Origin of the sequence: Micrococcus sp. (genome assembly GCF_034179925.1) — a bacterium.
Taxonomy (GTDB): Bacteria; Actinomycetota; Actinomycetes; order Actinomycetales; family Micrococcaceae; genus Micrococcus.
This window is the reverse complement of sequence record NZ_JAXFPG010000011.1, coordinates 1-22,772: the sequence shown is the minus strand read 5'-3', so window position 1 is coordinate 22,772 and position 22,772 is coordinate 1. Positions and strand designations below refer to the sequence as shown.

Annotated in this window: 21 protein-coding genes and 1 tRNA gene; 18 read left to right on the top strand and 4 right to left on the bottom strand. The window is 72.6% G+C overall.

Features of this window, described 5'->3' with window-relative positions; genetic code table 11:
* Positions 1-10 precede the first annotated feature (10 nt).
* The gene (alsS, locus tag SPI96_RS02275; RefSeq protein WP_321080751.1) at positions 11-1,681 is read right to left on the bottom strand and encodes an acetolactate synthase AlsS; all 1,671 of its coding nucleotides are present in this window, start codon (positions 1,679-1,681) and stop codon (positions 11-13) included.
* Positions 1,682-2,154: 473 nt separating this feature from the next.
* On the opposite strand from alsS, the gene SPI96_RS02270 reads away from it, so the two are divergent.
* Entirely contained in the window at positions 2,155-3,225 is a 1,071-nt protein-coding gene (locus SPI96_RS02270) for a nucleoside hydrolase (protein ID WP_321080750.1), read from the top strand.
* On the opposite strand, the gene SPI96_RS02265 is transcribed toward SPI96_RS02270, so the two are convergent.
* Entirely contained in the window at positions 3,177-3,944 is a 768-nt protein-coding gene (locus SPI96_RS02265; RefSeq protein WP_321080749.1) for a queuosine precursor transporter, read from the bottom strand. The genes SPI96_RS02270 and SPI96_RS02265 overlap by 49 nt on opposite strands.
* A gap of 69 nt (positions 3,945-4,013) precedes the next feature.
* Between SPI96_RS02265 and glsA the strand changes: the two genes are divergently transcribed.
* The 6 genes from glsA to SPI96_RS02235 all read left to right on the top strand — a co-directional run bounded on the left by glsA (position 4,014) and on the right by SPI96_RS02235 (position 9,418).
* On the top strand, positions 4,014-5,006 hold the full coding sequence (glsA, locus tag SPI96_RS02260; protein ID WP_321080748.1) for a glutaminase A: 993 nt from the start codon (positions 4,014-4,016) through the stop codon (positions 5,004-5,006).
* 66 nt (positions 5,007-5,072) lie between these two features.
* Positions 5,073-5,990 carry an SDR family oxidoreductase gene (locus tag SPI96_RS02255; RefSeq protein ID WP_321080747.1) on the top strand — a complete coding sequence of 306 codons (918 nt, stop codon included), beginning with the start codon at positions 5,073-5,075 and terminating at the stop codon, positions 5,988-5,990.
* Positions 5,991-6,057: 67 nt separating this feature from the next.
* Positions 6,058-6,891, top strand: a complete 834-nt coding sequence (locus tag SPI96_RS02250) for an aldo/keto reductase (RefSeq protein ID WP_321080746.1) — start codon at positions 6,058-6,060, stop codon at positions 6,889-6,891.
* Positions 6,892-7,020: 129 nt separating this feature from the next.
* Positions 7,021-7,944 (top strand): phage holin family protein, encoded by a 924-nt coding sequence (locus SPI96_RS02245; RefSeq protein WP_321080745.1) that lies wholly within the window; start codon positions 7,021-7,023, stop codon positions 7,942-7,944.
* Between the two features lie 84 nt (positions 7,945-8,028).
* Positions 8,029-9,240, top strand: coding sequence for a glycosyltransferase (locus tag SPI96_RS02240; protein ID WP_321080744.1), 1,212 nt, complete (start codon positions 8,029-8,031; stop codon positions 9,238-9,240).
* Between the two features lie 104 nt (positions 9,241-9,344).
* Positions 9,345-9,418, top strand: a tRNA-Ile gene (locus SPI96_RS02235).
* 65 nt (positions 9,419-9,483) lie between these two features.
* Here the strand turns inward: SPI96_RS02235 and SPI96_RS02230 are convergent.
* Positions 9,484-10,284 carry a C40 family peptidase gene (locus SPI96_RS02230; RefSeq protein WP_321080743.1) on the bottom strand — a complete coding sequence of 267 codons (801 nt, stop codon included), beginning with the start codon at positions 10,282-10,284 and terminating at the stop codon, positions 9,484-9,486.
* 204 nt (positions 10,285-10,488) lie between these two features.
* Positions 10,489-11,151, bottom strand: coding sequence for a M23 family metallopeptidase (locus SPI96_RS02225; protein WP_321080742.1), 663 nt, complete (start codon positions 11,149-11,151; stop codon positions 10,489-10,491).
* A 413-nt stretch (positions 11,152-11,564) separates the two neighbouring features.
* Between SPI96_RS02225 and rpsB the strand changes: the two genes are divergently transcribed.
* The 11 genes from rpsB to SPI96_RS02170 form a co-directional block, all read left to right on the top strand.
* A complete protein-coding gene (gene rpsB, locus SPI96_RS02220; protein ID WP_321080741.1) occupies positions 11,565-12,419 on the top strand; it encodes a 30S ribosomal protein S2 in 855 nt (284 codons plus the stop codon).
* A 101-nt stretch (positions 12,420-12,520) separates the two neighbouring features.
* Positions 12,521-13,357 carry a translation elongation factor Ts gene (tsf, locus tag SPI96_RS02215; RefSeq protein ID WP_321080740.1) on the top strand — a complete coding sequence of 279 codons (837 nt, stop codon included), beginning with the start codon at positions 12,521-12,523 and terminating at the stop codon, positions 13,355-13,357.
* 167 nt (positions 13,358-13,524) lie between these two features.
* Complete coding sequence (pyrH, locus tag SPI96_RS02210; RefSeq protein ID WP_321080739.1) at positions 13,525-14,283, top strand: UMP kinase; 759 nt, start codon at positions 13,525-13,527, stop codon at positions 14,281-14,283.
* A gap of 77 nt (positions 14,284-14,360) precedes the next feature.
* Positions 14,361-14,918 carry a ribosome recycling factor gene (frr, locus tag SPI96_RS02205; RefSeq protein WP_321080738.1) on the top strand — a complete coding sequence of 186 codons (558 nt, stop codon included), beginning with the start codon at positions 14,361-14,363 and terminating at the stop codon, positions 14,916-14,918.
* Between the two features lie 26 nt (positions 14,919-14,944).
* Positions 14,945-15,778 (top strand): phosphatidate cytidylyltransferase, encoded by an 834-nt coding sequence (locus SPI96_RS02200; RefSeq protein ID WP_321080737.1) that lies wholly within the window; start codon positions 14,945-14,947, stop codon positions 15,776-15,778.
* Positions 15,779-15,826: 48 nt separating this feature from the next.
* The gene (locus SPI96_RS02195) at positions 15,827-16,405 is read left to right on the top strand and encodes a DivIVA domain-containing protein (protein WP_321080736.1); all 579 of its coding nucleotides are present in this window, start codon (positions 15,827-15,829) and stop codon (positions 16,403-16,405) included.
* Positions 16,406-16,582: 177 nt separating this feature from the next.
* The gene (pdhA, locus tag SPI96_RS02190; RefSeq protein ID WP_321080735.1) at positions 16,583-17,716 is read left to right on the top strand and encodes a pyruvate dehydrogenase (acetyl-transferring) E1 component subunit alpha; all 1,134 of its coding nucleotides are present in this window, start codon (positions 16,583-16,585) and stop codon (positions 17,714-17,716) included.
* A complete protein-coding gene (locus SPI96_RS02185; protein WP_321080734.1) occupies positions 17,713-18,780 on the top strand; it encodes an alpha-ketoacid dehydrogenase subunit beta in 1,068 nt (355 codons plus the stop codon). The genes pdhA and SPI96_RS02185 overlap by 4 nt, the downstream gene beginning before the upstream one ends.
* Positions 18,780-20,177, top strand: coding sequence for a dihydrolipoamide acetyltransferase family protein (locus SPI96_RS02180; RefSeq protein ID WP_321080733.1), 1,398 nt, complete (start codon positions 18,780-18,782; stop codon positions 20,175-20,177). The genes SPI96_RS02185 and SPI96_RS02180 overlap by 1 nt, the downstream gene beginning before the upstream one ends.
* A 7-nt stretch (positions 20,178-20,184) precedes the next feature.
* Positions 20,185-21,438 carry a 1-deoxy-D-xylulose-5-phosphate reductoisomerase gene (gene dxr, locus SPI96_RS02175; RefSeq protein WP_321080732.1) on the top strand — a complete coding sequence of 418 codons (1,254 nt, stop codon included), beginning with the start codon at positions 20,185-20,187 and terminating at the stop codon, positions 21,436-21,438.
* Positions 21,435-22,772, top strand: a 1,338-nt coding sequence (locus SPI96_RS02170; protein ID WP_321080731.1) for a M50 family metallopeptidase, incomplete at its 3' end; no start/stop codon positions are given. The genes dxr and SPI96_RS02170, both read left to right, overlap by 4 nt.

The following is a 22,772-nucleotide window of genomic DNA, read 5'->3' as shown; positions in this document are numbered from 1 at the left end:
CGCCGGGCGATCAGCTGAGCAGCTCGGTGCGCAGCTGGTGGGCCAGGTAGGTGGCGTTGTTGGAGTAGTCCACCGGCACGTTGATGACGGACGGACCCTCCTCCTCCAGGGCGGCCTTGATGGTGGCGGCCAGCTCGTCGGGGTTGGTGACGGTGTGGCCGTGGGCGCCGAAGGACTCGGCGTAGGCGGCGACGTCGTACTCGCCGAGCTGGATGCTGCAGGTGCGGCCGTACTTCATCTGCTGCTGGAAGGCGACCATGTCGTAGGTGGTGTCGTTGAACACCACGTGCACCAGGTTGCTCTTCAGACGCACGGCCGTCTCCAGCTCCATGGCGGAGAACAGGAAGCCGCCGTCGCCGGAGACGGACACCACCGGCTTGGACGGGTCCACGAGGCTCGCCGCGATGCCCCAGGGCAGGCCCACGCCGAGGGTCTGCTGGCCGTTGGAGAACAGCAGGGTGCGCGGCTGGTAGGTGCGGAAGTAGCGCGCCATGTAGATCTGGTGGGAGCCGATGTCGCAGGTCACCACGGTGTCGTCGCTCAGGCAGGAGCGCAGCGTCTGGACCACGAACAGCGGGTCCAGGCCCTTGGCCTCGGAGCCCACGGGCAGCTCCACCTCGGCGAGCTGGGTGCGCAGGCCCTCGGCGATCGCGCGGGCCTCGTCGGTCATCTGGTAGCCCTTGAGCGCCGAGGCGAGCTCACGCATGGTGGCGGGGATGTCGCCGCGCAGCTCGAGGGACGGCTGGAAGGCGTCGTCGATGTCCTCGTTGATCTCGTCGAGCGAGATGATCTGGCGGGCGTTGTCGGTGTTCCACAGGTGCGCGTCGTACTCGATCTGGTCGTAGCCGATGGTCAGGACCAGGTCCGCCTTGTGCAGGGCGATGTCGCCGGGCTGGTTGCGGAACAGGCCCACGCGGCCCAGGAAGTGGTCCTCCAGGTCGCGGCCGATGACGCCGGCGGCCTGGAAGGTCTCCACGACCTGCAGGTCGGCCGCGGACAGCAGCTCGTGCAGGGCCTGGGTGCCCTCGTTGCAGGCCATGCGCATGCCCGCGAGGATCACGGGGAAGCGGGCGGCCTTGATGGCCTCGGCGGCCTTCTCGATCGCCGGGCGCGGGGCCGGGCCCATCTCAGGGTCGACCAGCGTGGAGGTGATGGAACGGGTGGTCTTCTCGGCGAGGACGTCGCTCGGCAGCACCACGGCGGTGGCACCGCGCGGCATGGCCTCGGCGCGGCGGAAGGCGTTCGCCACGGTGGCGGCCACGTTGTCACCCGCGTTGACCTCGCCGGTGGACTTCGTGACGGCGCTCAGGAAGACCGCCGCGTCCAGGGACTGGTGGGTGTGCTTGAGACGGTCGGCACGCGGCACGGCACCGCAGAGCGCGACCATCGGGTCACCCTCGGCGGTGGCGGTCAGCAGACCGGTGGCGAGGTTCGTCACACCGGGGCCGGAGGTGGCGATGGTCACGCCGGGGGTGCCGGTGAGGCGGCCCACGGCGGCGGCCATGAACGCGGCGTTCTGCTCGTGGCGGCAGGCCACCACGTCGATGTCCGAATCGAGAAGCGCATCGAACAGCTGGTCGATCTTGGCGCCGGGAACGCCGAAGACCGTCTTGACGCCCTGCGCCGCGAGGACCTCAACAATTCGCTCGGCGCTACGGCGACCCTCGAGCTCTTCAGACATGAAAACTTACTCCTTCACATGGAATGGGGACATGACCGCGACACCAGAACGTCCAGGGGAGGATCGTCTGGGCCTGCGTCGGAGGACGCGGCAGACCAGCGGCCGGGTGGGTCGGAGGTCGTCGCCGGTGCACTCGTGCCGGGCGGCGGGGACACGGACCCCCGTGTCCGCGGATGCGGCGCACGGGCGTGCCTCGGGGCCCGGAGGGCGGTCATCTCAGGTGGCGAGGCCGGCCTCGGAGAGGACCGGGTGCATGTGGTTCTCGCCACCGTCGATGCGGTCGGCGATCCGCTGCGCAGTGGATCTCGCAGCCGTCGTCGTGCCTGCCCTCCTGGTTGGGTTCCGGGGGCGCAGTCATGCTCGCACCGTACCACCTGAATCCGGGGACTCCCCCAGGTGAAGCGACCTGGTCGGGGCCGGCCGGTGCCCACCCCCGGCCCGGGCGGGCCGGCCCGGCCGCTAGGCTCGCCCGCATGCGCCCCCGCCCCACCCCGCACCGCCTCATCGCGGACGTCGACACCGGCATCGACGACGCCTGTGCCCTGCTTCACCTCATCGGCGCACGGCGGCTCGGGGTGGGCCCGGAGATCGTGGCGGTCACCACTACCGGCGGCAACGCCACCGCCCGGGACTGCGCCCTGAACTCGGCCGCCGTCCTGGACCTGGCCGGGCGCCCGGACGTGCCCGTCGTCGTCGGGGCCGAGGCGCCGCTGCGCCGCCCCGCCGTCACCACCCCCGAGACCCACGGGGAGCACGGGCTCGGCCACGCCCGCCTGCCGCAGGACCCGGCCCGCCTCGCCGAACGGGACGCCGTGGACCTCTGGCTCGCCGAGCTCCACGCCCACCCCGGTCGGACCACCCTGCTGTGCACCGCGCCCCTGACCAACCTCGCCCTCGCCCTGCGCGCCGAGCCGGAGCTGCCCCGCCTGGCCCGGTCCATTGTGATCATGGGCGGCGCCTTCTATTACCCGGGCAACACCACCCCCACCGCCGAGTGGAACACGTGGGTGGACCCGGACGCCGCCAAGGAGGTGTTCGCCGCCTGCGAGGGCCTGCCCGAGGAGCAGCTGCCCCTGCTGTGCCCGCTGGAGACCACCGAGCGCTTCGCCTACACGCCCGCCCTGCTGGACGCCCTCCTGCACGACGCCGGCGCCCGCCCCGTGCGCTGGGGCGCCGCCGACGAGCGCGTGGCCGGGCCCGCCGCGGACACCGGTCACCCGGTCACGGACGCGCTTGCGGACGCCCTGCGCTTCTACTTCGAGTTCCACCACGACTACGACCAGGGGTACATCGCGCACCTGCACGACCTGTTCGCCGCGCAGGTGGCCACCGGTCAGGCCGACGCCGTCGCGGAGCCGACCGTGGTGGACGTCGAGGCCGACTCCGAGCTGCTGCGCGGCACCACCGTGCACGACTCCAGAGACATCTGGGGCCGCCGCCCCAACGCACGGCGCGTCACGGGTGGCGACCCCAGTCAGGTCTTCGCGGCCTTCGCTCAGGCGGTGGCCGCCGTCGTGGGCTCAGGGGAGAGCACGGGGCGGTAGGTCGGCTCGACTCGCTTGAGCCAGCGGATCACCAGCAGCGTCACCGGCACGATGAGGATCTCGACGAGGCACTTGTAGATGTAGCCGGTGGCCGTGTAGTTGAACAGCTCGGCCAGGGTCACGACGCCGCCGAAGGCGATCACGCAGAAGATCACCGTGTCCAGCAGCTGCCCGACCAGGGTGGACAGGATCAGGCGCAGGGCCACGCTGCGCTCGGCCATGCGGGCCTTCATGCGGGCGACGATCGTCGCATTCACGAGCGAACCCACCACGAACCCGGCCAGGCCGGCCAGGGCGATGCGCGGGGCGGGGGCCAGGGCCTGGTCCCAGACCTCGAAGCCCTCGACGGGCGTGGTCAGCGAGACCACCCAGTAGGTCAGGGCGGCCAGGCCCAGCAGGGCGAAGCCCACGAGGATCGCCCGGCGGGCCCGGCGGAAGCCGTAGACCTCGGCGAGGATGTCGCCGATGATGTAGGAGAGCGGGAACAGGAAGGCGCCGCCGTCGAAGATGAGGCGCTCGCCGCCGGCGAAGAGCTCGCTGAAGCCTGGGATGTACGGGCCGTAGAACAGCTTGGCGGCGGTCACGCCGGAGAGCAGGATCAGGGCCACGAAGACGGCCACGAAGATGTCGTAGTAGCTGTGGGGCACCTCGGCGTAGGCCGGGGTGCCCTGCCCAGAGGCGGGGCGGTCGGGGGAGGAGTGTTCGGGGTGCGTGTGCATGGCCGCCATCCTCCCATCCGGGGCACCGACGATGCGGCCGCCCGGCCCGTCCGCGTAGCGTGGACTCCCATGGACATCTCCGCCACGCGCTCCGACGACCGCCCCGACCTGGACCTGGACCGCGTGCGTGCGGACCTGGAGGCCGCCCTGGAGGCCGCCCGCGAGGTGACCGACGGTGAGCCCTCCGAGTACCTCACGGAGATCGAGAATCCTCCCGTGGACGGCCTGGCCGCCGCCGTGTGCACCGCTGCCGGGGACGTCGTCTGCCGCGGCGACGACGAGCAGCGCTTCGCCCTGCAGTCCGTGTCCAAGGCGCTCGCCTTCGCCGTCGCCCTGGAGGAGGTCGGCCTGGAGCGCATCGAGGAGCACGTGGGCATCGAGCCCTCCGGGGAGGCCTTCAACCACCTCTCCCTCCACGACGACGGCCGCCCCTTCAACCCGATGATCAACGCCGGGGCGATCATGGTCCACGCCCTCCTGCCCGGCGACGGCCCCGAGGACCGCGCCGCCCGCCTGCTGGACCGGTTCAGCCGGATGGCGGCCGCGGAGCTGAGCCTCAAGGAGGACGTGCTCGAGGCCGAACGCGACCTCGCCGACCGCAACCTCGGCCTCGCCCACCTGCTCGCCGACGCCGGCACCCTGCCGACCCTGCCCGCCGAGGCCGTGGAGGGCTACCTGCGACAGTGCGCCGTGGGCGTCACCGTCCGCGAGCTCGCGATCATGGGGGCCACGCTCGCCGCCGGCGGCGTCAACCCCCTCACCGACGAGCGCGTGCTCGGCGAGGACGTCGCCCGGCTCACCATGACCGTCATGCTCACCTGCGGCATGTACGACGCCTCCGGCCAGTGGGCCGCCGAGGTCGGCATCCCCGCCAAGTCCGGGGTCTCCGGGGCCGTCCTCGGCGCCGTGCCCGGTGCGCTGGGCATCGCCACCTGGTCGCCCCGCCTCGACGACCGCGGCACCTCCACGCGCGGCATCGCGGTCTTCGAGCGCCTCAGCGACGACTGGGACCTGCACGTGCTGCGCCACCGCGACGCACTCGCGGGCCTGCGGGTGGACTGACCGGGCCCGACGACGGCGGCCACCGGGCCTTGTCAGGACCCGGCGTGCCGGGTCTAGGGTCGCCCCATGAGCGATCAGAGGACCCCGAAGGACGCAGGCCAGCTCGCCCACGACGACCCGCGCAGCCGCCACCCCCGCCAGAGCGCCCCCGAGCAGCACCAGCCCGAGCCCGGTCTGGACGTTCGCACGGAGCCGGTGCCGGACATCGGCCTGGACTCCTATGTGGGCCTGGGCCGCCTGGCCGGCCGCAGGGCCCTGGTGACCGGCGGCGACTCCGGCATCGGCGCCGCCGTCGCCGTGGCCTTCGCCCGTGAGGGCGCGGACGTGGCCATCGCCTACCTACCGGACGAGCAGGAGGACGCCGAGCGGGTCCTGGCGGCCGTGCGCGAGGCCGGCCGCACCGCCGTCGCCCTGCCCGGCGACCTCATGGACGAGGCCTACCGGACCTCCGTGGTGGACGACGCCGTCGCGCAGCTCGGCGGGCTCGACATCCTCGTGAACAACGCCGGCAAGCAGATCTTCGTGGAGGACATCGCCGAGCTCACCGACCAGCAGGTCCTGGAGACCTACACGGTGAACGTGCTGGCGATGTTCACCCTCTCCCGGGCGGCCGCGGCACACATGGGCCCAGGCTCCACGATCATCAACACCACCTCCATCCAGGCGTACAAGCCGAACCCCACGCTCCTGGACTACGCCTCCTCGAAGGCCGCGATCAACGCCTTCACCAAGGGCCTGGCCCAGCAGCTGGCCCCGAAGGGCATCCGGGTGAACGCCGTGGCCCCCGGACCGGTGTGGTCCGTGCTGCAGGTGACCGACGGCCAGCCCAAGGAGAAGCTGCCGGAGTTCGGCAAGAACACCCCGCTGGGCCGCTGCGGCCAGCCCGTGGAGATGGCCCCGGCCTACGTGTTCCTCGCCTCGGGCGAGTCCAGCTACGTGGTGGGGGAGACCCTCAACGCCAACGGCGGCACTCCCAGCCCGTGACGGCAGCGGCGCCCACGCCCGCCGCCCACCCTCTCCCTCCGCACCGTCCACCCCTGAGGAGAAGCACATGACCACCGTCCCGCAGACCCCGTTCCACGACGGCCGCTCCATCCCGCAGCTCGGGTACGGGGTGTGGCAGGTCGAGGACGAGGTGGCCGCGGACGTCGTCGAGCAGGCGATCCGCGCCGGCTACCGGCACATCGACACCGCAGCGATCTACGGCAACGAGAAGGGTGTGGGCCGGGCCGTGGCCGCCTCCGGGGTGCCCCGCGAGGAGCTGTTCATCACCACGAAGGTGTGGAACTCCGACCACGGCTACGAGGAGGCCCTGGCCGCGCTGGACACCTCCCTGGCCAAGCTCGGCACCGACTATGTGGACCTCTGGCTCATCCACTGGGCCAAGCCGACGCAGGGCAGGTACCTGGAGACCTGGAAGGCCCTCATCGAGGCCCAGCGCCGGGGCCGGGTCCGCTCCATCGGCGTCTCCAACTTCCCGGCCGAGCAGCTCGAGGAGATCATCGAGGCCACCGGTGTGGTCCCGGTCATCCACCAGGTGGAGACCCACCCCTACTTCCAGCAGCGCGCGCTGCGGGAGCTCGAGCAGCGCCACGGCATCCTCCACGAGTCCTGGTCGCCGCTGGGCCAGGGCGGCGAGCTGCTGGCGGACCCGGTGATCACCAGGATCGCCGAGGCCAAAGGGACGACGCCGGCCCAGGTGGTCCTCGCCTGGCACCTCGCCCACGGCTTCGTGGTGATCCCCAAGTCCGTGACCCCGGAGCGGATCGTCTCCAACCTGGAGGCGGTCGGTCTCGTGCTCTCCGATGAGGAGGTCGCGCGCATCGACGCGCTCGACCGCGAGGACGGCCGCATCGGCCCCGATCCGGCTCACATCGAGTTCTGACCCCCTCCTGATCGACCGCCGTCCGCCCCCGGACTCCGGGGGCGTGCGGTGATAGTTTGGACCGCAATGACCTCTGGCGGGCCGCCCGGGCGGCCGCCGGACCGACCACCCTCACGGAAGGCCCGTCCCATGTCCCACGCCGCCCCCTCCGGCGCCGCCGAGCGGACCCGCGCTCCCCGTCCCACCACGCCGGTGACCGCCCAGACGCGCGCCACGCCGATCGTCGACCTCCTCGGCGCCGTGGTCCGCCTGCTGCCGCTGCAGGTCAAGGACGAGCTCGCCCTCGCCAAGGGCCACCTGAAGGCCTCGGGCAAGAAGGCGGGCATCGGTGCGGGGCTGGCCGTCGTCGGCCTGTTCCTCCTCGCCCTGATGACCGTCGCCCTGGTCGTGGCGCTGATCGGAGCCTTCGCCGACCCGACCTTCTGGTTCCCGGCCCTGATGGTGGCTGCGGCCTTCCTGGTCCTCGGCCTCCTGTTCGCCGTGCCTGGCCTGCTGATGGTCAAGGGCGCCATGCCTCTCGTGCCGCCGGAGACCGTGCGCAACATCGAGCACGACCTCGGCTACCTCAAGGAGGGCAACGACTTCGACCCGGCCGAGTACGACCGCCTCAAAGCCGAGCGCGCCGAAGCCAAGCGGGTGGAGAAGCAGCGCGAGGCCGAGCGCGGCAAGATCGAGGAGCGCGAGAACAAGAAGGCCCGCAAGGAGGGTCGTGCGGCCCCGCACCCGGAGCAGGACGACGCCTCGGAGAACGAGATCCGCCGCCGTGCCGAGCTGCGCCGCCGTCACCTCGGGGACATCCGCTCCGGCCTCGAGGAGCGCGCCTCCGTGAAGGGCCAGCTGCAGGCCTTCGCCGCCCAGCGCAGGGGCCGCGGCGTCACCGCGGACACCGCCCACGCCACCGAGCCCACCGCCCCGTACACCGGCGCAGCCCGCGCCGGTGAGCAGGCCGCGGCCGCCGAGGACTTCATCAAGGACCGCTGGCAGCCGCTGGCCCTGCTGGGCGCCTCGTCCACCGCATTCGCGGTGCTCGCCGGCCGCCTGCGCAAGCGCTGACCCGGCCCGCCCACCCCGCCCACGACGCCCCGATTCCGGCAGGATCGGGGCGTCGTTCCGCACGGAACAGCCAGGAGGCACCACATGATCCGAGACACCCATGAGAGCCCGCTGACCGTGCTCATCGCCGCGGACACCTATCCGCCGGATGTGAACGGAGCCGCCGTGTTCTGCCACCGCCTGGCCACCGCCCTGCACGAGCGCGGCCACGATGTGCACGTGGTGGCCGCCCGCTCCGAAGCGGGGGAGGACATGGTGGAGCACCGCCCCGAGGCCACCGTGCACCGGCTGCGCTCGCACCGGGCGTTCACCCACGAGTACTACCGTCTCGTGACCCCGTGGCACGCCGCCCGCGCGATCGACGCGCTGCTGGCCGAGATCCGCCCCGACGTGGTCCACGCCCAGTGCCACTACATGATCGGTCAGGCCGCGGTGAACGCCGCCGAGCGCCGGCGCGTGCGCACCGTCTCCACCAACCACTTCATGCCGGAGAACCTGGACCCGTTCCTGCCGTTCCCGCAGTGGGTCCGGGACATCGTCTCCCGCAACTCCTGGCGGGACATGGGCCGGATCATGGGCAAGGGCGTCATGGTGACCACCCCGACCGCCCTCGCCGCGAAGGCGATGTCCGAGCACGCCGGCCTGCACGGGGTGCTGCCGATCTCCAACGGGATCGACGCCGCCAAGTACGAGCTCGCCCCCGGGGAGGTCGTGGACCGCCCCGGACACCCCGTGGTGCTGTTCGTCGGGCGCCTGGCGGTGGAGAAGAACGTGGACGTGCTGATCCGCGCGGTGGCCCACCTGGCCCGGGTGCGCCCGGACCTGGACGTGCATCTGGAGATCGTGGGCGACGGCGAGCAGCGCGACCGCCTCGACCGGATCACCGAGGAGGAGGGGGTGCAGGGCCGGGTCCGCCGCCTCGGGCACGTCTCCGAGGAGGAGCTGCGCGCCGCCTACCTGCGGGCGGACGTGTTCTGCCAGCCCGGCACGGCCGAGCTGCAGTCCCTCGTGTCTCTGGAGGCCATGAGCGCCTCCACACCCGTGGTGCTTGCGGACGCCATGGCCCTGCCGCATCTCGTGGATGAGGGGGTGAACGGCTGGATGTTCCCTCCGGGGGACCATGTGGCCCTGGCGGAGCGGATCGCCCGGGTGCTGGATCTGCCGGAGGCCGAGCGTGCCGCCTACGGGGCCGCCTCCCACGCCAAGGCTATGCAGCACTCGGCCCGCCGCACGGTGGACGTGTTCGAGGCGATCTACCGGGGGGCGACCCCCGCCGAGGTCCGCGCGATGCTCTGAGCCGGGCGAGGGCCCCAAGCCCGGTGGGCTGCGGCCGTGCCGGTGGGCGCACGCCTCGCGGCTAGGATGGACCGGGCGACGGCGCAGGCCGTCGCGTCCGGTCCGGGGCGTTAGCTCAGTCGGTCAGAGCAGGGGACTCATAATCCTTGGGTCGCGGGTTCAAGTCCCGCACGCCCTACAGGGAACGGCCCCCTCCGCCATGGCGGAGGGGGCCGTTCGTGTGTCCGGGGCCGGGGCCGGGGCTCAGTAGCGGCCGGCGGTGGGCACGAGGTTCGAGGTCATGATGTTGACCGAGGTGACGGTGATGCCGTCGGAGGGGTTGAGGGCGTGGGCCACCTGGCCGCCGCCGATGTACACGGCCACGTGGTACACGCGGCCGGTGGACTGGTTGGCCCAGAAGACCAGGTCGCCGGGCTGGGCCTGGGAGAGCGGCACGCGGGTGGGGGCGGCGAGGTGCTGTTCGTGGGCGGTGCGCGGCACGGTGACGCCGGCGGAGGCCATGGCGGCCTTGGTCAGGCCGGAGCAGTCGAAGCCGTAGGGGCCGTTGCCGCCCCAGACGTAGTAGGCGGCCGGGTGGTTCGCCTTCTCCAGGGCGTAGGCGACGGCGTCCTGCGCGGAGGCCTCCGGCTGGGCGGGGGCGACCGGTGCGGCCTGGCGGACCACCGGGGACACGACGGCGACGGGCTCCGTGAGGAGCGCCGGGGCAGCCGGGGCCGGAGCGGGAGCGGCGGCGGGTGCCGGGGCGGCGGTGGTGCCGGGGGTGGTCTTCAGGACCATGTTGGGGTGCAGCATGGAGGCGGCGGTCATGCCGTTGTAGGACTGCAGCTGGTCCATGGTGAGGCCGGCGCGGCGGGCGACGCTCCACCAGCCCTCGCCGGCGCGGACGGTCACGGTGGTCTCGACGGCCTGGGCCTGCTCGGCGAGGACGGCGGAGCCGGTGGTGGCTGCCACGCCGGCGCCGAGGGAGAGGGCGAGCGAGGCGGCGAGCGTGCGCGGAGTGCGGCGGGACGATGCGGTGGTCTGGGCGTGAGAGGACTCGGTCATGGCGTCTACTTCCCGTGAAGGCCGTTGCGGTCGGGGATGGGATCGCGCAACGGGGCGTTCGGTGACTGATCGGTGAAGGCGCCGGGCGATGGGAGCACGGGCCGGGTGGGCCCGTGATCGGACCGTGATCAAACATAGCGGATCGTTATTGAACCGCAACCCTTCTCGACGCAATCCCCCGAGAAATGGCCATTGCGAGATTCATCACTGTTCGCTGGGCCACAGCACAGACGGCCCGCTCCAGCCCAGGAGCACCAACGGATCGAGGTAGCGGTCGAAGCGGGCTGCCCCCACCTGCCAGTCGTCCTCGCGCCGCACGCCCCAATGCAGACAACTGGTCGCACAGTGCAGGCAGCCGGTCGCGCAGTGCGGTGGAGCGGCGGCCACCTCGCCGATCGTCTCGCCGGCTGAGACCCGTGTGCCGACCTCCACGAGAGGCTCCACCGGCTCCATCGAGCTCACGGTGCCGTCGTCGTGGACCACGGTGAGCACAGGGCGGTCCACCACCTGCCCGGCGTAGCGCACCACCCCGTCCGCCGGGGCGACGACGGCGGCCCCCGCCGGTGCGTCCAGGTCCAGGCCGCGGTGGCCCCGTCCCCAGGGCTGCAGGGGTGCGGCGAAGGCGCGGCGGACCGCCGCCGGGCCCGCCCCGCGGATCGGCGGGACCATGGTGGCCTGCCGGGCCGGGGCGTCGCGGAGCAGGACCGCCGCCTCCGGCGCCCCGGGCGCAGGCCCCGACGGCGGGGCGGCACCCGATGCCCCGGAGGCCAGCACCAGGACGACCAGGGTCAGGGCGGCCAGGAAGGCGGCCGCCGCGCGTCGGAGCGGGTGGGATCCGGTCGGGGCTGCGGCGGGGGAGGGGGTCATGGCTCCAGTCTCCGGCCGCGGCCGGGCCCCGCGCTGGGGAAGTTGGCGCCGCTGGGGACGGGAGCCGGACCCCGGTGCCCTGTGCAGGAGCGGAGCCCTGTGCAGGAGTCAGGCCCGGTCCGGGTCGGTCTCGTGGGGTAGGATCGGGCCAGCGGTGTCGTGTCACCGGCGTTCTGCCGTGCCTCGACGCCGACTCCGCGCATCGCGGTGGGTCCGCTCGTCGGGCCCAGCCCCCACCGTCGGTCCCCCTCCGCCCTGCCGGGCGGGTGGGGTGCGAGTGGGGCCCGGCCCTCCGCCGTCGTGATGCCAGGGGCCGCACCCCGTGCGGCCGCCCAACCGACAACCACCACGACCGGCAGACCGCCCGTGCGCGAAGCGCGGGGTTGACCACGGCTGCCACTGAAGGGAACGTCATGCCCGCCGTGACCATGCGCCAGCTCCTCGACTCCGGTGTCCACTTCGGCCACCAGACCCGCCGCTGGAACCCCAAGATGAAGCGCTTCATCCTCACCGAGCGCAACGGCATCTACATCATCGACCTGCAGCAGTCGCTGACCCACATCGACCGCGCCTACGAGTTCGTCAAGCAGACGGTCGCCCACGGCGGCACCATCCTGTTCGTCGGCACCAAGAAGCAGGCCCAGGAGGCCATCGCCGAGCAGGCCGGCCGTGTGGGAATGCCCTACGTGAACCACCGTTGGCTCGGCGGCATGCTGACCAACTTCTCCACCGTCTCCAAGCGCGTGCAGCGCATGAAGGAGCTCGAGGAGATCGACTTCGAGGACGTGGCCGGCTCCGGTCACACCAAGAAGGAGCTCCTGCTGCTCTCCCGTGAGCTGGAGAAGCTCCAGGCCAACCTGGGCGGCATCCGCAACATGTCCAAGACCCCCTCCGCCGTGTGGGTCGTGGACACCAAGAAGGAGCACCTCGCCGTCGACGAGGCCCAGAAGCTCGGCATCCCGGTGGTGGCCATCCTGGACACCAACTGCGATCCGGACGAGGTCGCCTACCCGATCCCGGGCAACGACGACGCCATCCGCTCCGTCAACCTGCTCACCCGCGTCGTGGCCGACGCCGTCGCCGAGGGCCTGATCGCCCGCCAGGGCGGCAAGTCCGGTTCGGCCTCCGCCGAGCCGATGGCCGAGTGGGAGCGCGAGCTGCTTGAGCAGCACACCGCCGAGCAGGCCGCCCCGGCCGCCGCCGAGGAGCAGGCCGCTCCCGCCGAGCAGCAGGGTGAGGCCTCCGCCGAGGCCGCTCCCGCCGAGTGATTCGTCCCGCTCCGGCCGCCCGTCCACCGGGTGGGCGGCCGGAGCGGACGCCACCCCCGCACATCCCGAACACCCAATCCCCCGGGAAGGACCGAACGAGCATGGCGAACTACACCGCTGCCGATATCAAGGCCCTGCGCGAGCGCACCGGCGCCGGCATGATGGACGTGAAGAAGGCGCTGGACGAGGCCAACGGCGACGCCGAGAAGGCCATCGAGATCATCCGCGTGAAGGGCCTCAAGGGCGCCACCAAGCGCGAGGGCCGCTCCGCCGCCGAGGGCCTCGTGGCCGCGACCGTCGAGAACGGCGTCGGCGTGATGATCGAGCTCAACTGCGAGACCGACTTCGTGGCCAAGGCCGAGAAGTTCATGAACCTCGGCAACGTCGTGCTGAAGGCCGCTGTGGCCTCCGGCGCCGCCGACGTCGAGGCCCTGCTGGCCTCCGAGTACGAGGGTCGCACCCTCGGCGACCACGTCACCGAGGAGGGTGCCCTGCTCGGCGAGAAGGTGGCCGTGCGCCGCGTCGCCCGCGTCGAGGGCGCCTACGTGGACGCCTACCTCCACAAGACCTCCAAGGACCTGCCGGCGCAGGTGGGCGTGCTGCTCGCCGTGGACGCCGACTCCGCCGAGGCCAAGACGGCCGCGCACGACATCGCCGTGCACACCGCCGCCTACTCGCCCACGTTCCTCACCCGTGAGGACGTGCCGGAGGAGACCGTCTCCAACGAGCGTCGCATCGCCGAGGAGACCGCCCGCGCCGAGGGCAAGCCGGAGCAGGCCATGACCAAGATCGTCGAGGGCCGTCTGACCGGTTTCTTCAAGGAGATCGTGCTGGAGGACCAGCCGTTCGCCAAGGACCCCAAGACCACCGTCGGCAAGGTGGCCTCTGAGGCCGGGACCAAGGTCACCGGCTTCGCCCGCTTCCGCGTGGGCAACTGACCCGGCCGGGCGCGCACTGCGCCCACCCGGATCCCCGACGCCCCCGTCTCCGCCTCGGAGACGGGGGCGTCGTCGTCCGGCACGGCGGTAGGATCGGTGCTGATCCCACCGAGGCCGGCCCGCGTGCCCGGCACGGTCCTGCCCTCGAGCGCCAGGAGGCCGACACCATGACCCTCACCCCCCAGGAGCAGTCCCTCGGGGACTCCCACACCTCGGACGAGACCGGTCGCCGCCGCGTCCTGCTGAAGCTCTCCGGTGAGGTCTTCGGCGGCGGGAAGGTGGGCGTGGACCCGGAGACCGTCCGCGGCATCGCCGAGCAGATCGCCGCGGCCGCCGACCGGGTGGAGATCGCCATCGTGGTGGGCGGCGGCAACTTCTTCCGCGGCGCGGAGCTGTCCGAGAACGGCATGGACCGCCGCCGCGCGGACTACATGGGCATGCTCGGCACCGTGATGAACTGCCTCGCACTGCAGGACTTCCTCCTGCAGGCAGGGGTGTCCACCCGGGTGCAGTCCGCCATCCACATGGAGCAGGTGGCCGAGTCCTACATCCCGCTGCGGGCCATCCGCCACATGCAGAAGGGCCGCGTGGTGGTGTTCGGGGCCGGCACCGGCCTGCCGTACTTCTCCACGGACACCGTGGCCGCCCAGCGCGCCCTCGAGGTCGGTGCGGACGAGGTGCTCATGGCCAAGTCCGGCGTGGACGGCGTGTACACCGCGGACCCCAAGAAGGACCCGACCGCCCAGCGCCTCGAGCACCTCACCTACGACGACGCCCTGCGCCGGAACATCCGCGTGATGGACCTGACCGCCATGACGATGTGCAAGGACAACGACCTCAGCATGCGGGTGTTCGGCATGGAGGGCCCGGGCAACGTGACCCGTGCCCTGCTCGGCGAGGAGATCGGCACCTCCGTCACTCCCTGACCCCCGGCCCTGACTGCCCTCCGCGGCCTGCGTAGGATGGGCCGCAGACCCGCACCACCCCCCACTGAGGAGAGATCGTGATCCAGGAGACCCTGCAGTCCGCCCAGGAGCAGATGGAGCGCACCGTCGAGGCGACCCGGGAGGACTTCGCCGGCGTCCGCACCGGCCGCGCCAACCCGGGCCTCTACTCGAAGGTGATGGTCGACTACTACGGCTCCTATACCCCGCTGCAGCAGCTGGCGTCCTTCACCACCACCGACGCCCGCACCCTGCTCATCACGCCGTTCGACGTGTCCGCCCTGCGCAACATCGAGAAGGCGCTGTCCGAGTCGGAGGTGGGTGCCAACCCCTCCAACGACGGCAAGGTCATCCGTGTGGTCATGCCGGAGCTGACGGAGGAGCGCCGCAAGGAGTACGTCAAGCTCGTGAAGTCCAAGGCGGAGGAGCACAAGGTGTCCGTCCGCAACGCCCGCCGCAAGGCCAAGGACGCCATGGACAAGGCCGTCAAGGAGGGCGAGATCGGTGAGGACGAGGGCGCCCGCGGCGAGAAGGACCTCGACGCCCTGACCAAGAAGCATGTGGACCTCATCGAGGACATGGCCAAGAAGAAGGAGGCGGAGCTGCTCGAGGTCTGAGCCGCCCCGCCCTCGGCCGTCACATCATGCCCGACTCCCAGTCTGCTCCCGCACCCCCGCGCGGCGGCCGCGACCTCCGGTCCGCCGTCGTCGTGGGGGTGGGGCTGCTGGCCGTGGCCGTCGTCGGGCTGGTGTGGCTGGAGGGCCTGCTGGTCGCCCTCATGGCGGCGCTGCTGGTCGGCGCGGTCTCCGAGATCGCGACGGCGGTGCGGGGCATCGGCATGGACGTGCCGCGCCCGCCGCTGTGGCTGGGGGCCGTGGCCATGCCTGTGGCGGCCTGGCTCGGCGGGGTCCCCGCCCTGTTCCTCGCGCTCGTCGCCTCCCTTCTGCTGATGTGCCTGTGGACGGCGGCCACCCGGCGTCGGCCCACCGGCCAGTTCATGCTGGCCGGGGTGTTCGTGCTGCTGTGGGCGCCGTTCCTGCTCTCCTTCGCCGCCGCCCTGCTCGGCCGCGAGCACGGCCCGGCCATGGTGCTGATCCTGCTGCTCATGGTGGTCTCGAACGACACGTTCGGGTACATCGTGGGCTACCGCTTCGGCCGCACTCCCATCGCTGCGCGGATCAGCCCGAAGAAGTCCTGGGAAGGACTGGCCGGTTCGCTGGCCGGTGCCGTGGCCGTGGGCTCCGTCCTCACCCCGCTGCTCGTGGGGCTGCCGTGGTGGAGCGGCGCCCTGGTGGGCGTGCTCGCCGTCGCGGCGGCCACATGCGGGGACTTCTCCGAGTCGATGGTCAAGCGTGAGCTCGGGATCAAGGACATGTCCTCGGTCCTGCCCGGCCATGGCGGCGTGATGGACCGCCTCGACTCGCTCGTCTTCGCGGCGCCCGTGGCCTACACGGTGCTGGCGCTGCCCCTCATTTGACCCCACCCCTTCCGCCCCGTCGGGGCGCCGACCCTCGCAGGAGACCTGATGACCCCCACCACCCCCTCTGCCGGCCGCACCTCGTTCGACCGTGTCGGTGAGGACGAGATCGGCTACGAGCCCGCCCACGTGGACGCGTTCATGGAGCGGGCTTCCCGCACCGGCTCCGGTGAGGGCTCCCTCACCGCGGAGGATGTGCGCCAGGCGCGCTTCGCCACCGTCGGCGGCGGCTACGCCACCGACCAGGTGGACGACGAGCTGGACCGCATGGAGGAGGAACTCGTCTCCGCCGAGCGCGCCGCGTGGGCGGAGAGCCATGGCGGGCGCTCCTGGGATGAGGACCTCGCCGACCGTGTGCGCGAGCTGCGGGCGCGGGCGGACCGTGCCCCGGCCGAGCGCTTCCGCCGCCCCTCCCGTGAGGAGGCCGAGAGCTACGACGTCGGCCAGGTGGACGCGCTCGTGGACCGCATCGACGCGACCCTCGCCGGGGACACCGACGATGCCGTGAGCGCCGACGACGTCCGCCGTGCCGCGTTCGCTTCCGCCGAGGGGCGTGACGGCTACGAGGAGGCTCAGGTGGACGCCTACCTGGACGCCGTCGTCGACGTGCTGCTGCGCCGCGCCTGAGGTGGTCTGGCCCGTCGTTGAGGCGGGCTGACCTGCACCTTTTCACGATATGTGACTAGAATCACACCCATCGAGGCGGAGGCCGACGATGGGCGCCACCCCTGCCCGGCGGACCCCGCCTGACGTGAACTCCACGCGACCGCGCACCCCGGCGGCCGCCCAGAGGAAGGACCGTGCATGACCGACGTCGACCTCACGACGCCCCCCGCCACCGCCCCGCCCGAGCAGGAGCGCGAGTTCCTGCAGGTCATCGCCCCGGACGGCACCCGCCGGGCCGAACCGGAGCTGGAGCCGTGGCTCGAGGACGTCGACACGGACCTGATCGCCCGCCTCCACCGCGAGATGGTGCTCGTGCGGCGCCTCGACACCGAGGCCACCCACCTGCAGCGCCAGGGCGAACTGGCCCTGTGGCCGCCGCTGCTGGGCCAGGAGGCCTCGCAGGTCGGCTCGGCCGGCGCCATGCGGGCTCAGGACTTCATGTTCCCCTCCTACCGGGAGAACGGCGTGATCCTGCTGCGCGGGGTCAGCGCCCTGGACGTGCTGCGGGTGTGGCGCGGGTCCACCTTCCGCGGCTGGGACCCGGTGGCCTCGCAGGTCGCCCCCCAGCAGATCATCATCGGTGCCCAGACCCTCCACGCGGTCGGCTACGCCATGGGCGTGGCCCGGGACGGCGAGGACGCCGCAACCGTCGTGTACTTCGGGGACGGCGCCACCAGCCAGGGCGACGTCAGCGAGTCCCTCGTGTTCTCCGCCTCCTACCAGGCGCCCGTCGTGTTCTTCTGCCAGAACAACCACTGGGCCATCTCCGAGCCGGTGCGCCTGCAGAGCCGTGGACACCTGGCCGACCGCGCCCGGGGCTTCGGCATCCCCTCGATGCGCGTGGACGGCAACGACGTCCTCGCCGTGCTCGCCGCCACGCGGGCAGCCGTGGCCCGGGCATCCCAGGGTGGCGGACCGACCTTCATCGAGGCAGTCACCTACCGGATGGGCCCGCACACCACCGCGGACGACCCCACCCGCTATCAGGCCCCCGAGGAGCTCGAGCAGTGGCGCCAGCGGGACCCGATCGACCGGATCGAGGCCCACCTGGCCTCCCTCGGCGCGGACATGGACGCCCTGCGGGCCGAGGCCGCCGAGGCCGCCGACGCGCTCGCCGCGGACGTGCGCGCGGCCCTGGGCGAGATGGAGGAGGCGGCGCCGTCGTCGATGTTCCACCACGTGTACGCCGAACCGCACCAGGGCCTGGCACGCCAGGCCCGCGAGCACGCGCTGTACCTGGCCCAGTTCCACGGAGAGGAGGCCGGCGCATGAGTGAGCGCATGACCCTGGGCCGCGCGATCAACCGCGGCCTGCACCGCGCCCTGTCGGAGGACCCGAAGGTCCTGCTCATGGGTGAGGACATCGGCACCCTGGGAGGGGTCTTCCGCATCACGGACGGCCTCCATCAGGAGTTCGGCCCGGACCGGGTGGTGGACACCCCGCTGGCTGAGTCCGGGATCGTCGGCACCGCGATCGGTCTGGCGATGCGCGGATACCGGCCCGTCGTGGAGGTCCAGTTCGACGGATTCGTGTACCCGGCGTTCGATCAGATCGTGGACAACCTCGCCCGGCTGCGCTCCCGCACTCGCGGAAGCCTGCCGATGCCGGTGACCATCCGCATCCCGTTCGGCGGTGGGATCGGCTCGCCCGAGCACCACTCGGAGTCGCCGGAGGCGTACTTCATGCACACCCCGGGCCTGCGGGTGGTCTCGCCGTCCTCGCCGCAGGAGGGGTACGACCTCATCCGTCAGGCGATCGCCTCGGATGACCCGGTGATCTACCTCGAGCCCAAGCGCCGGTACCACGACAAGGGCGAGGTGGACCTCGAGGCCGAGGGCCGCCCCATGTCCACCGGCGCTGTGCTCCGTGAGGGCGGTGACGCCACGCTGGTGGCCTACGGCCCCATGGTGAAGACGGCCCTGCAGGCAGCTGAGGTCGCCGCGGAGGAGGGCACGGAGCTCGAGGTGATCGACCTGCGCAGCCTGTCCCCGATCGACACGGGCCTCGTGGAGGCCTCGGTGCGCCGCACAGGCCGGCTCGTGGTGGTCCACGAGGCCTGCCGCACGGGCGGGCTGGGCGCCGAGTTGGTGGCCACCGTGGCCGAGCGCGCCTTCCACTGGCTGGAGGCACCGCCGGTGCGTGTGACGGGACTGGACATCCCGTATCCGCCGGCGAAGCTGGAGCACTTGTACCTGCCGGACCTGGACCGCATCCTGGACGGTGTCGACCGTGTGCTGGGCCGGCCGAACTCGCTGGACTCCGTGGACGCGTTCGCCGCGCCGCAGACCGCCGCGCAGTTCCTGGCCGAGCACACCGAGCAGAACGGAGGCCGATGATGGCCCAGAAGGTCTTCCGGCTCCCCGACCTCGGGGAGGGGCTCACCGAGTCCGAGGTCGTCACGTGGCGTGTGGCGGTGGGCGACGAGGTCACCGTGAACCAGATCCTCGCCGAGGTGGAGACCGCCAAGGCGGTCGTGGAGGTCTCGAGCCCGTTCGCGGGCACCGTGGCCGGCCTGCACGCGGAGGAGGGCGCCACGGTGGACGTGGGCGCCCCGCTGGTCACCTTCGAGGTGGAGGGCGCCGGCGACGACGCCCCCGCCGACGTCCCGCCGCCGGGCACCGGCGCCGGGGAGGAGGAGGGGCGCGTGCCCACGCTGGTCGGCTACGGTGCCGCACCCGAGTCCGGGGTGCCCGCGCGTCGGCGTCGGGGCCGGTCCGCTGCTTCCGCACCGGCTGCCGCGCCCTTGGAGGTGCCCGTGCAGGCGCCCGCCGCCCCTGCGGACCCTGCGCCTGCTGGCGGGGCGGCCTCCGCCACGGAGGGCACGACGTCGGCCGAGCGCCCGCGCTCGACCCCGCCGGTCCGCCTGTTCGCCCGGCAGGTCGGGGTGGACCTGACCTGCGTCGAGGGCACCGGTGAGCACGGGGTGATCACCCGTCAGGACGTCGAACGGGCCCGGGATGCCGAGGCCCTGACCGCCCCGCAGGCGGCGGACGGTGCCACGGCTGCGGGCCTGCGCACCCTGGGGGGGCGTCCCCGGACGGAGACGGTGCCGGTGCGCGGCGTGCGCCGGGCGACCGCGGCGGCCATGGTGAGCTCCGCGTTCACCGCCCCGCACGTGACCGAGTTCCTCACGGTGGACGTCACCGAGTCCGTGGAGCTGCTCGAGGAGCTCCGCCGGGACCGCGAGTTCCGGGATGTGAAGCTCACCCTGACCACACTGACGGCCCGGGCCTGCATTCTCGCGATGGAGCGCACCCCGGACGTCAACGCCCGGTGGGACGAGCAGTCCGGGTCCATCGTGCGGCAGAACTTCGTCAACTTCGGGTTCGCGGCGGCCACGCCCCGTGGTCTGATGGTGCCGAACGTGAAGGACGCCCAGGCCCAGGGGCTGCGCACCCTGGCTGAGTCCATCGCCGAGCTCACGGGGCGGGCCCGTGAGGGTTCCCTGGCCCCGGCCGAGCTCACCGGGGGCACCTTCACGCTCACCAACGTGGGCGTGTTCGGGGTGGACGCCGGCACACCGATCATCAACCCGGGGGAGGCGGCGATCCTCTGCCTGGGTGCCGCACGGCGTCAGCCGTGGGAGCACCGGGGCGAGATCGCGCTGCGGGACGTGCTCACCCTGTCCCTGTCCTTCGACCACCGTCTGGTGGACGGGGAGCAGGGATCGCGTTTCCTCGCGGACGTCGGGGCCATGCTCCGCCGCCCGGGCATGACGCTCGCCCTGGCATGATGGCCCGGTGACCCACGGAACCCTCACGGACTTCACGCACCCCTCCTTCCCCGCCGACGACGCCGGCCCGCGCGCCGTCGCGCTGATCGGATCCACCGGGTCCATCGGCACCCAGGGGCTGGAGGTGATCGCCGACGCGCCCGAGCGCTTCCGCGCCGTGGCGCTGGCGGGCGGATCGAACACCGGGCTGCTGGCCGAGCAGGCGGTGCGGTTCGCGGTCGAGGCGGTGGGTGCCGCTGTCGGGTCGGTCGAGCAGGTGCGCGCGGCGATCGCTGAGGCCGCTGAACGGCTGAGCCTGCCGGATCCGTGCCCGGAGGTCGTGGTCGGCCCCGAGGCCGCCGAGCGCATCGCCGCCTGGCCCGGGGCAGACACCGTGCTCAACGGGATCACCGGCTCCATCGGGCTGCGCCCCACCCTGGCCGCGCTCGGGGCAGGGCACCGGCTGGCGCTGGCGAACAAGGAGTCGCTGATCGTGGGCGGCGCCCTCGTGAAGGCGGCGGCCGCCCCGGGCCAGCTGGTCCCGGTGGACTCCGAGCACTCGGCCCTGGCCCAGGCGCTGCGCGGGGGCACCGCCGAGGAGGTGCGCCGGCTCGTGCTCACCGCCTCGGGCGGCCCGTTCCGCGGCCGCACCGCCGAGCAGCTGCGCGAGGTGACCCCCGCCGAGGCGCTCGCACACCCCACGTGGGATATGGGCCGTGTGGTCACCACCAACTCCGCCTCGCTCGTGAACAAGGCGCTCGAGGTGGTCGAGGCCCATCTGCTCTTCGACGTTCCCCTGGACCGGATCGACGTTGTGGTGCATCCGCAGTCCGTGGTGCACTCGATGGTCGAGTTCGTGGACGGCTCCACCCTCGCCCAGGCCTCCCCGCCGGACATGCGCCTGCCCATCGCGCTGGGGATCGGCTGGCCGCACCGCGTGCCCGGTGCCGCCCCCGGCTGCGACTGGACTGCCGCCGCCACGTGGACGTTCGAGCCTCTCGATGAGCAGGCGTTCCCGGCGGTCGGCCTGGCCAAGGAGGCTGCCGCGGCCTCGCCCACCCACATGGCCGTGTTCAACGCCGCGAACGAGGAGGCCGTGGATGCCTTCCATGACGGTCGGATCCGCTTCGACGAGATCCTCGAGACCGTCCGTGCGGTGCTCGGCGACTACCAACCCGAGCAGGTGGCCGCTGCGGCCGGCCTCGACCCGCACGAGCTGACCGTGGAGGCTGTGCTCGCGGCCGAGCGCCACGCCCGCCGGGCTGCGCGGGAGCGGTGGTGAGCGTCGTGGAGGCTCTGTGGTTCATCGGCGGGGTGGTCGCCGTCGCTCTCGGGCTGGCACTGTCCATCGCTCTGCACGAGGTCGGGCATCTGCTGCCGGCCAAGCTGTTCGGGGTGCGCGTCACCCAGTACATGGTGGGGTTCGGGCCGACGCTGGTCTCGTGGCGGCGTGGGGAGACCGAGTACGGGATCAAGGCGATCCCGCTGGGTGGGTACGTGGCCATGGTCGGGATGCTGCCGCCCCCGAAGGGCGGGGTGGTCCCGCGCACGGGGGCCACGGGGCTGCTGGCCCGGTACGGTCGGATGGCCGAGGACGCCCGTGCCCAGGCCGCGGAGGAGCTGAGCGCCGCGGACGAGGGCCGGCAGTTCATCCAGCTGCCGGTGTGGAAGCGTGTGGTGATCATGCTCGGCGGCCCGTTCATGAACCTGCTCATCGCCCTGGGGCTGACGGCGGTGCTGGTGAGCGCGTTCGGCACGGCCCAGCCCTCCACCACGGTGGCGGAGGTGCACCGCTGCGTGCTCACCCAGGCCGAGCAGCGTGCCCGCGCCGCCGGCGGTGAGGGCCAGCAGTGCCGGCCCTCGGACCCGGAGGGTCCGGCCTATGCGGCGGGCCTGCGCCCGGGGGACACCGTGGTGGAGTTCGACGGGCGCCCCGTCCACGGCTGGGATGAGCTCTCCGCTGCCATCCGTGCCCGCGCGGATCAGCCGACCGCGCTGGTCTATGAGCGGGCGGGGGAGCGAGTCGAGGCACGTCTCACCCCGCGCCTGACCGAGCGTCCCGTCCTGGACGCCCTCGGCCGGCCCGAGCGCGCCCCCGACGGCGGCCCGGTGCTGCAGCAGGTCGGGTTCATCGGCATGGCCTCCCAGGTTCAGACGGTCCGCCGGCCCCCGTGGGAGGCGGTGCCGTTGATCGCCCGGCAGGTGGGCGGCGTCGTCGACGTCGTCACGGCGCTGCCCCAGCGCCTGTGGGACACCGCCGTGGCGGTGGTGACCCCGGCTGAGCGTGATCCGGATGGGCCCATGTCCGTGGTGGGGGTGGGGCGGATCGCCGGCGAGGCCGCCGCCCTGGACACCGCCAGCACCGCGGACAAGGCGGCCACCGTGCTCTCGTTGGTGGCCGGGGTGAACGTCGCCCTCATGGTGTTCAACCTCATCCCGCTGCCCCCGCTCGACGGCGGCCACGTGGCCGGGGCACTCTACGAGGGTGTCCGGCGGCGCTGGGCCCGGCTGCGTGGGAGGCCCGACCCCGGCCCCTTCGACCTGGCCCGCATGCTGCCGGTGACCTACACGGTGGGGGCGCTGCTGCTGGGCATGGGCGTGCTGCTGATCGTCGCG

Bases quoted from the DNA above. Each gene is read 5' to 3' on its own strand.
- SPI96_RS02225 (WP_321080742.1), bottom strand. From the start codon at position 11,151: ATGACCCCCTCCCCCGCCGCAGCCCCGACCGGATCCCACCCGCTCCGA.
- pyrH (WP_321080739.1), top strand. From the start codon at position 13,525: ATGACCCTCACCCCCCAGGAGCAGTCCCTCGGGGACTCCCACACCTCG.
- SPI96_RS02180 (WP_321080733.1), top strand. From the start codon at position 18,780: ATGGCCCAGAAGGTCTTCCGGCTCCCCGACCTCGGGGAGGGGCTCACC.
- SPI96_RS02230 (WP_321080743.1), bottom strand. From the start codon at position 10,284: ATGACCGAGTCCTCTCACGCCCAGACCACCGCATCGTCCCGCCGCACT.
- SPI96_RS02245 (WP_321080745.1), top strand. From the start codon at position 7,021: ATGTCCCACGCCGCCCCCTCCGGCGCCGCCGAGCGGACCCGCGCTCCC.
- rpsB (WP_321080741.1), top strand. From the start codon at position 11,565: ATGCCCGCCGTGACCATGCGCCAGCTCCTCGACTCCGGTGTCCACTTC.
- SPI96_RS02270 (WP_321080750.1), top strand. From the start codon at position 2,155: ATGCGCCCCCGCCCCACCCCGCACCGCCTCATCGCGGACGTCGACACC.
- SPI96_RS02185 (WP_321080734.1), top strand. From the start codon at position 17,713: ATGAGTGAGCGCATGACCCTGGGCCGCGCGATCAACCGCGGCCTGCAC.
- pdhA (WP_321080735.1), top strand. From the start codon at position 16,583: ATGACCGACGTCGACCTCACGACGCCCCCCGCCACCGCCCCGCCCGAG.
- SPI96_RS02265 (WP_321080749.1), bottom strand. From the start codon at position 3,944: ATGCACACGCACCCCGAACACTCCTCCCCCGACCGCCCCGCCTCTGGG.
- SPI96_RS02200 (WP_321080737.1), top strand. From the start codon at position 14,945: ATGCCCGACTCCCAGTCTGCTCCCGCACCCCCGCGCGGCGGCCGCGAC.
- SPI96_RS02240 (WP_321080744.1), top strand. From the start codon at position 8,029: ATGATCCGAGACACCCATGAGAGCCCGCTGACCGTGCTCATCGCCGCG.
- SPI96_RS02250 (WP_321080746.1), top strand. From the start codon at position 6,058: ATGACCACCGTCCCGCAGACCCCGTTCCACGACGGCCGCTCCATCCCG.
- glsA (WP_321080748.1), top strand. From the start codon at position 4,014: ATGGACATCTCCGCCACGCGCTCCGACGACCGCCCCGACCTGGACCTG.
- tsf (WP_321080740.1), top strand. From the start codon at position 12,521: ATGGCGAACTACACCGCTGCCGATATCAAGGCCCTGCGCGAGCGCACC.
- SPI96_RS02195 (WP_321080736.1), top strand. From the start codon at position 15,827: ATGACCCCCACCACCCCCTCTGCCGGCCGCACCTCGTTCGACCGTGTC.
- SPI96_RS02255 (WP_321080747.1), top strand. From the start codon at position 5,073: ATGAGCGATCAGAGGACCCCGAAGGACGCAGGCCAGCTCGCCCACGAC.
- alsS (WP_321080751.1), bottom strand. From the start codon at position 1,681: ATGTCTGAAGAGCTCGAGGGTCGCCGTAGCGCCGAGCGAATTGTTGAG.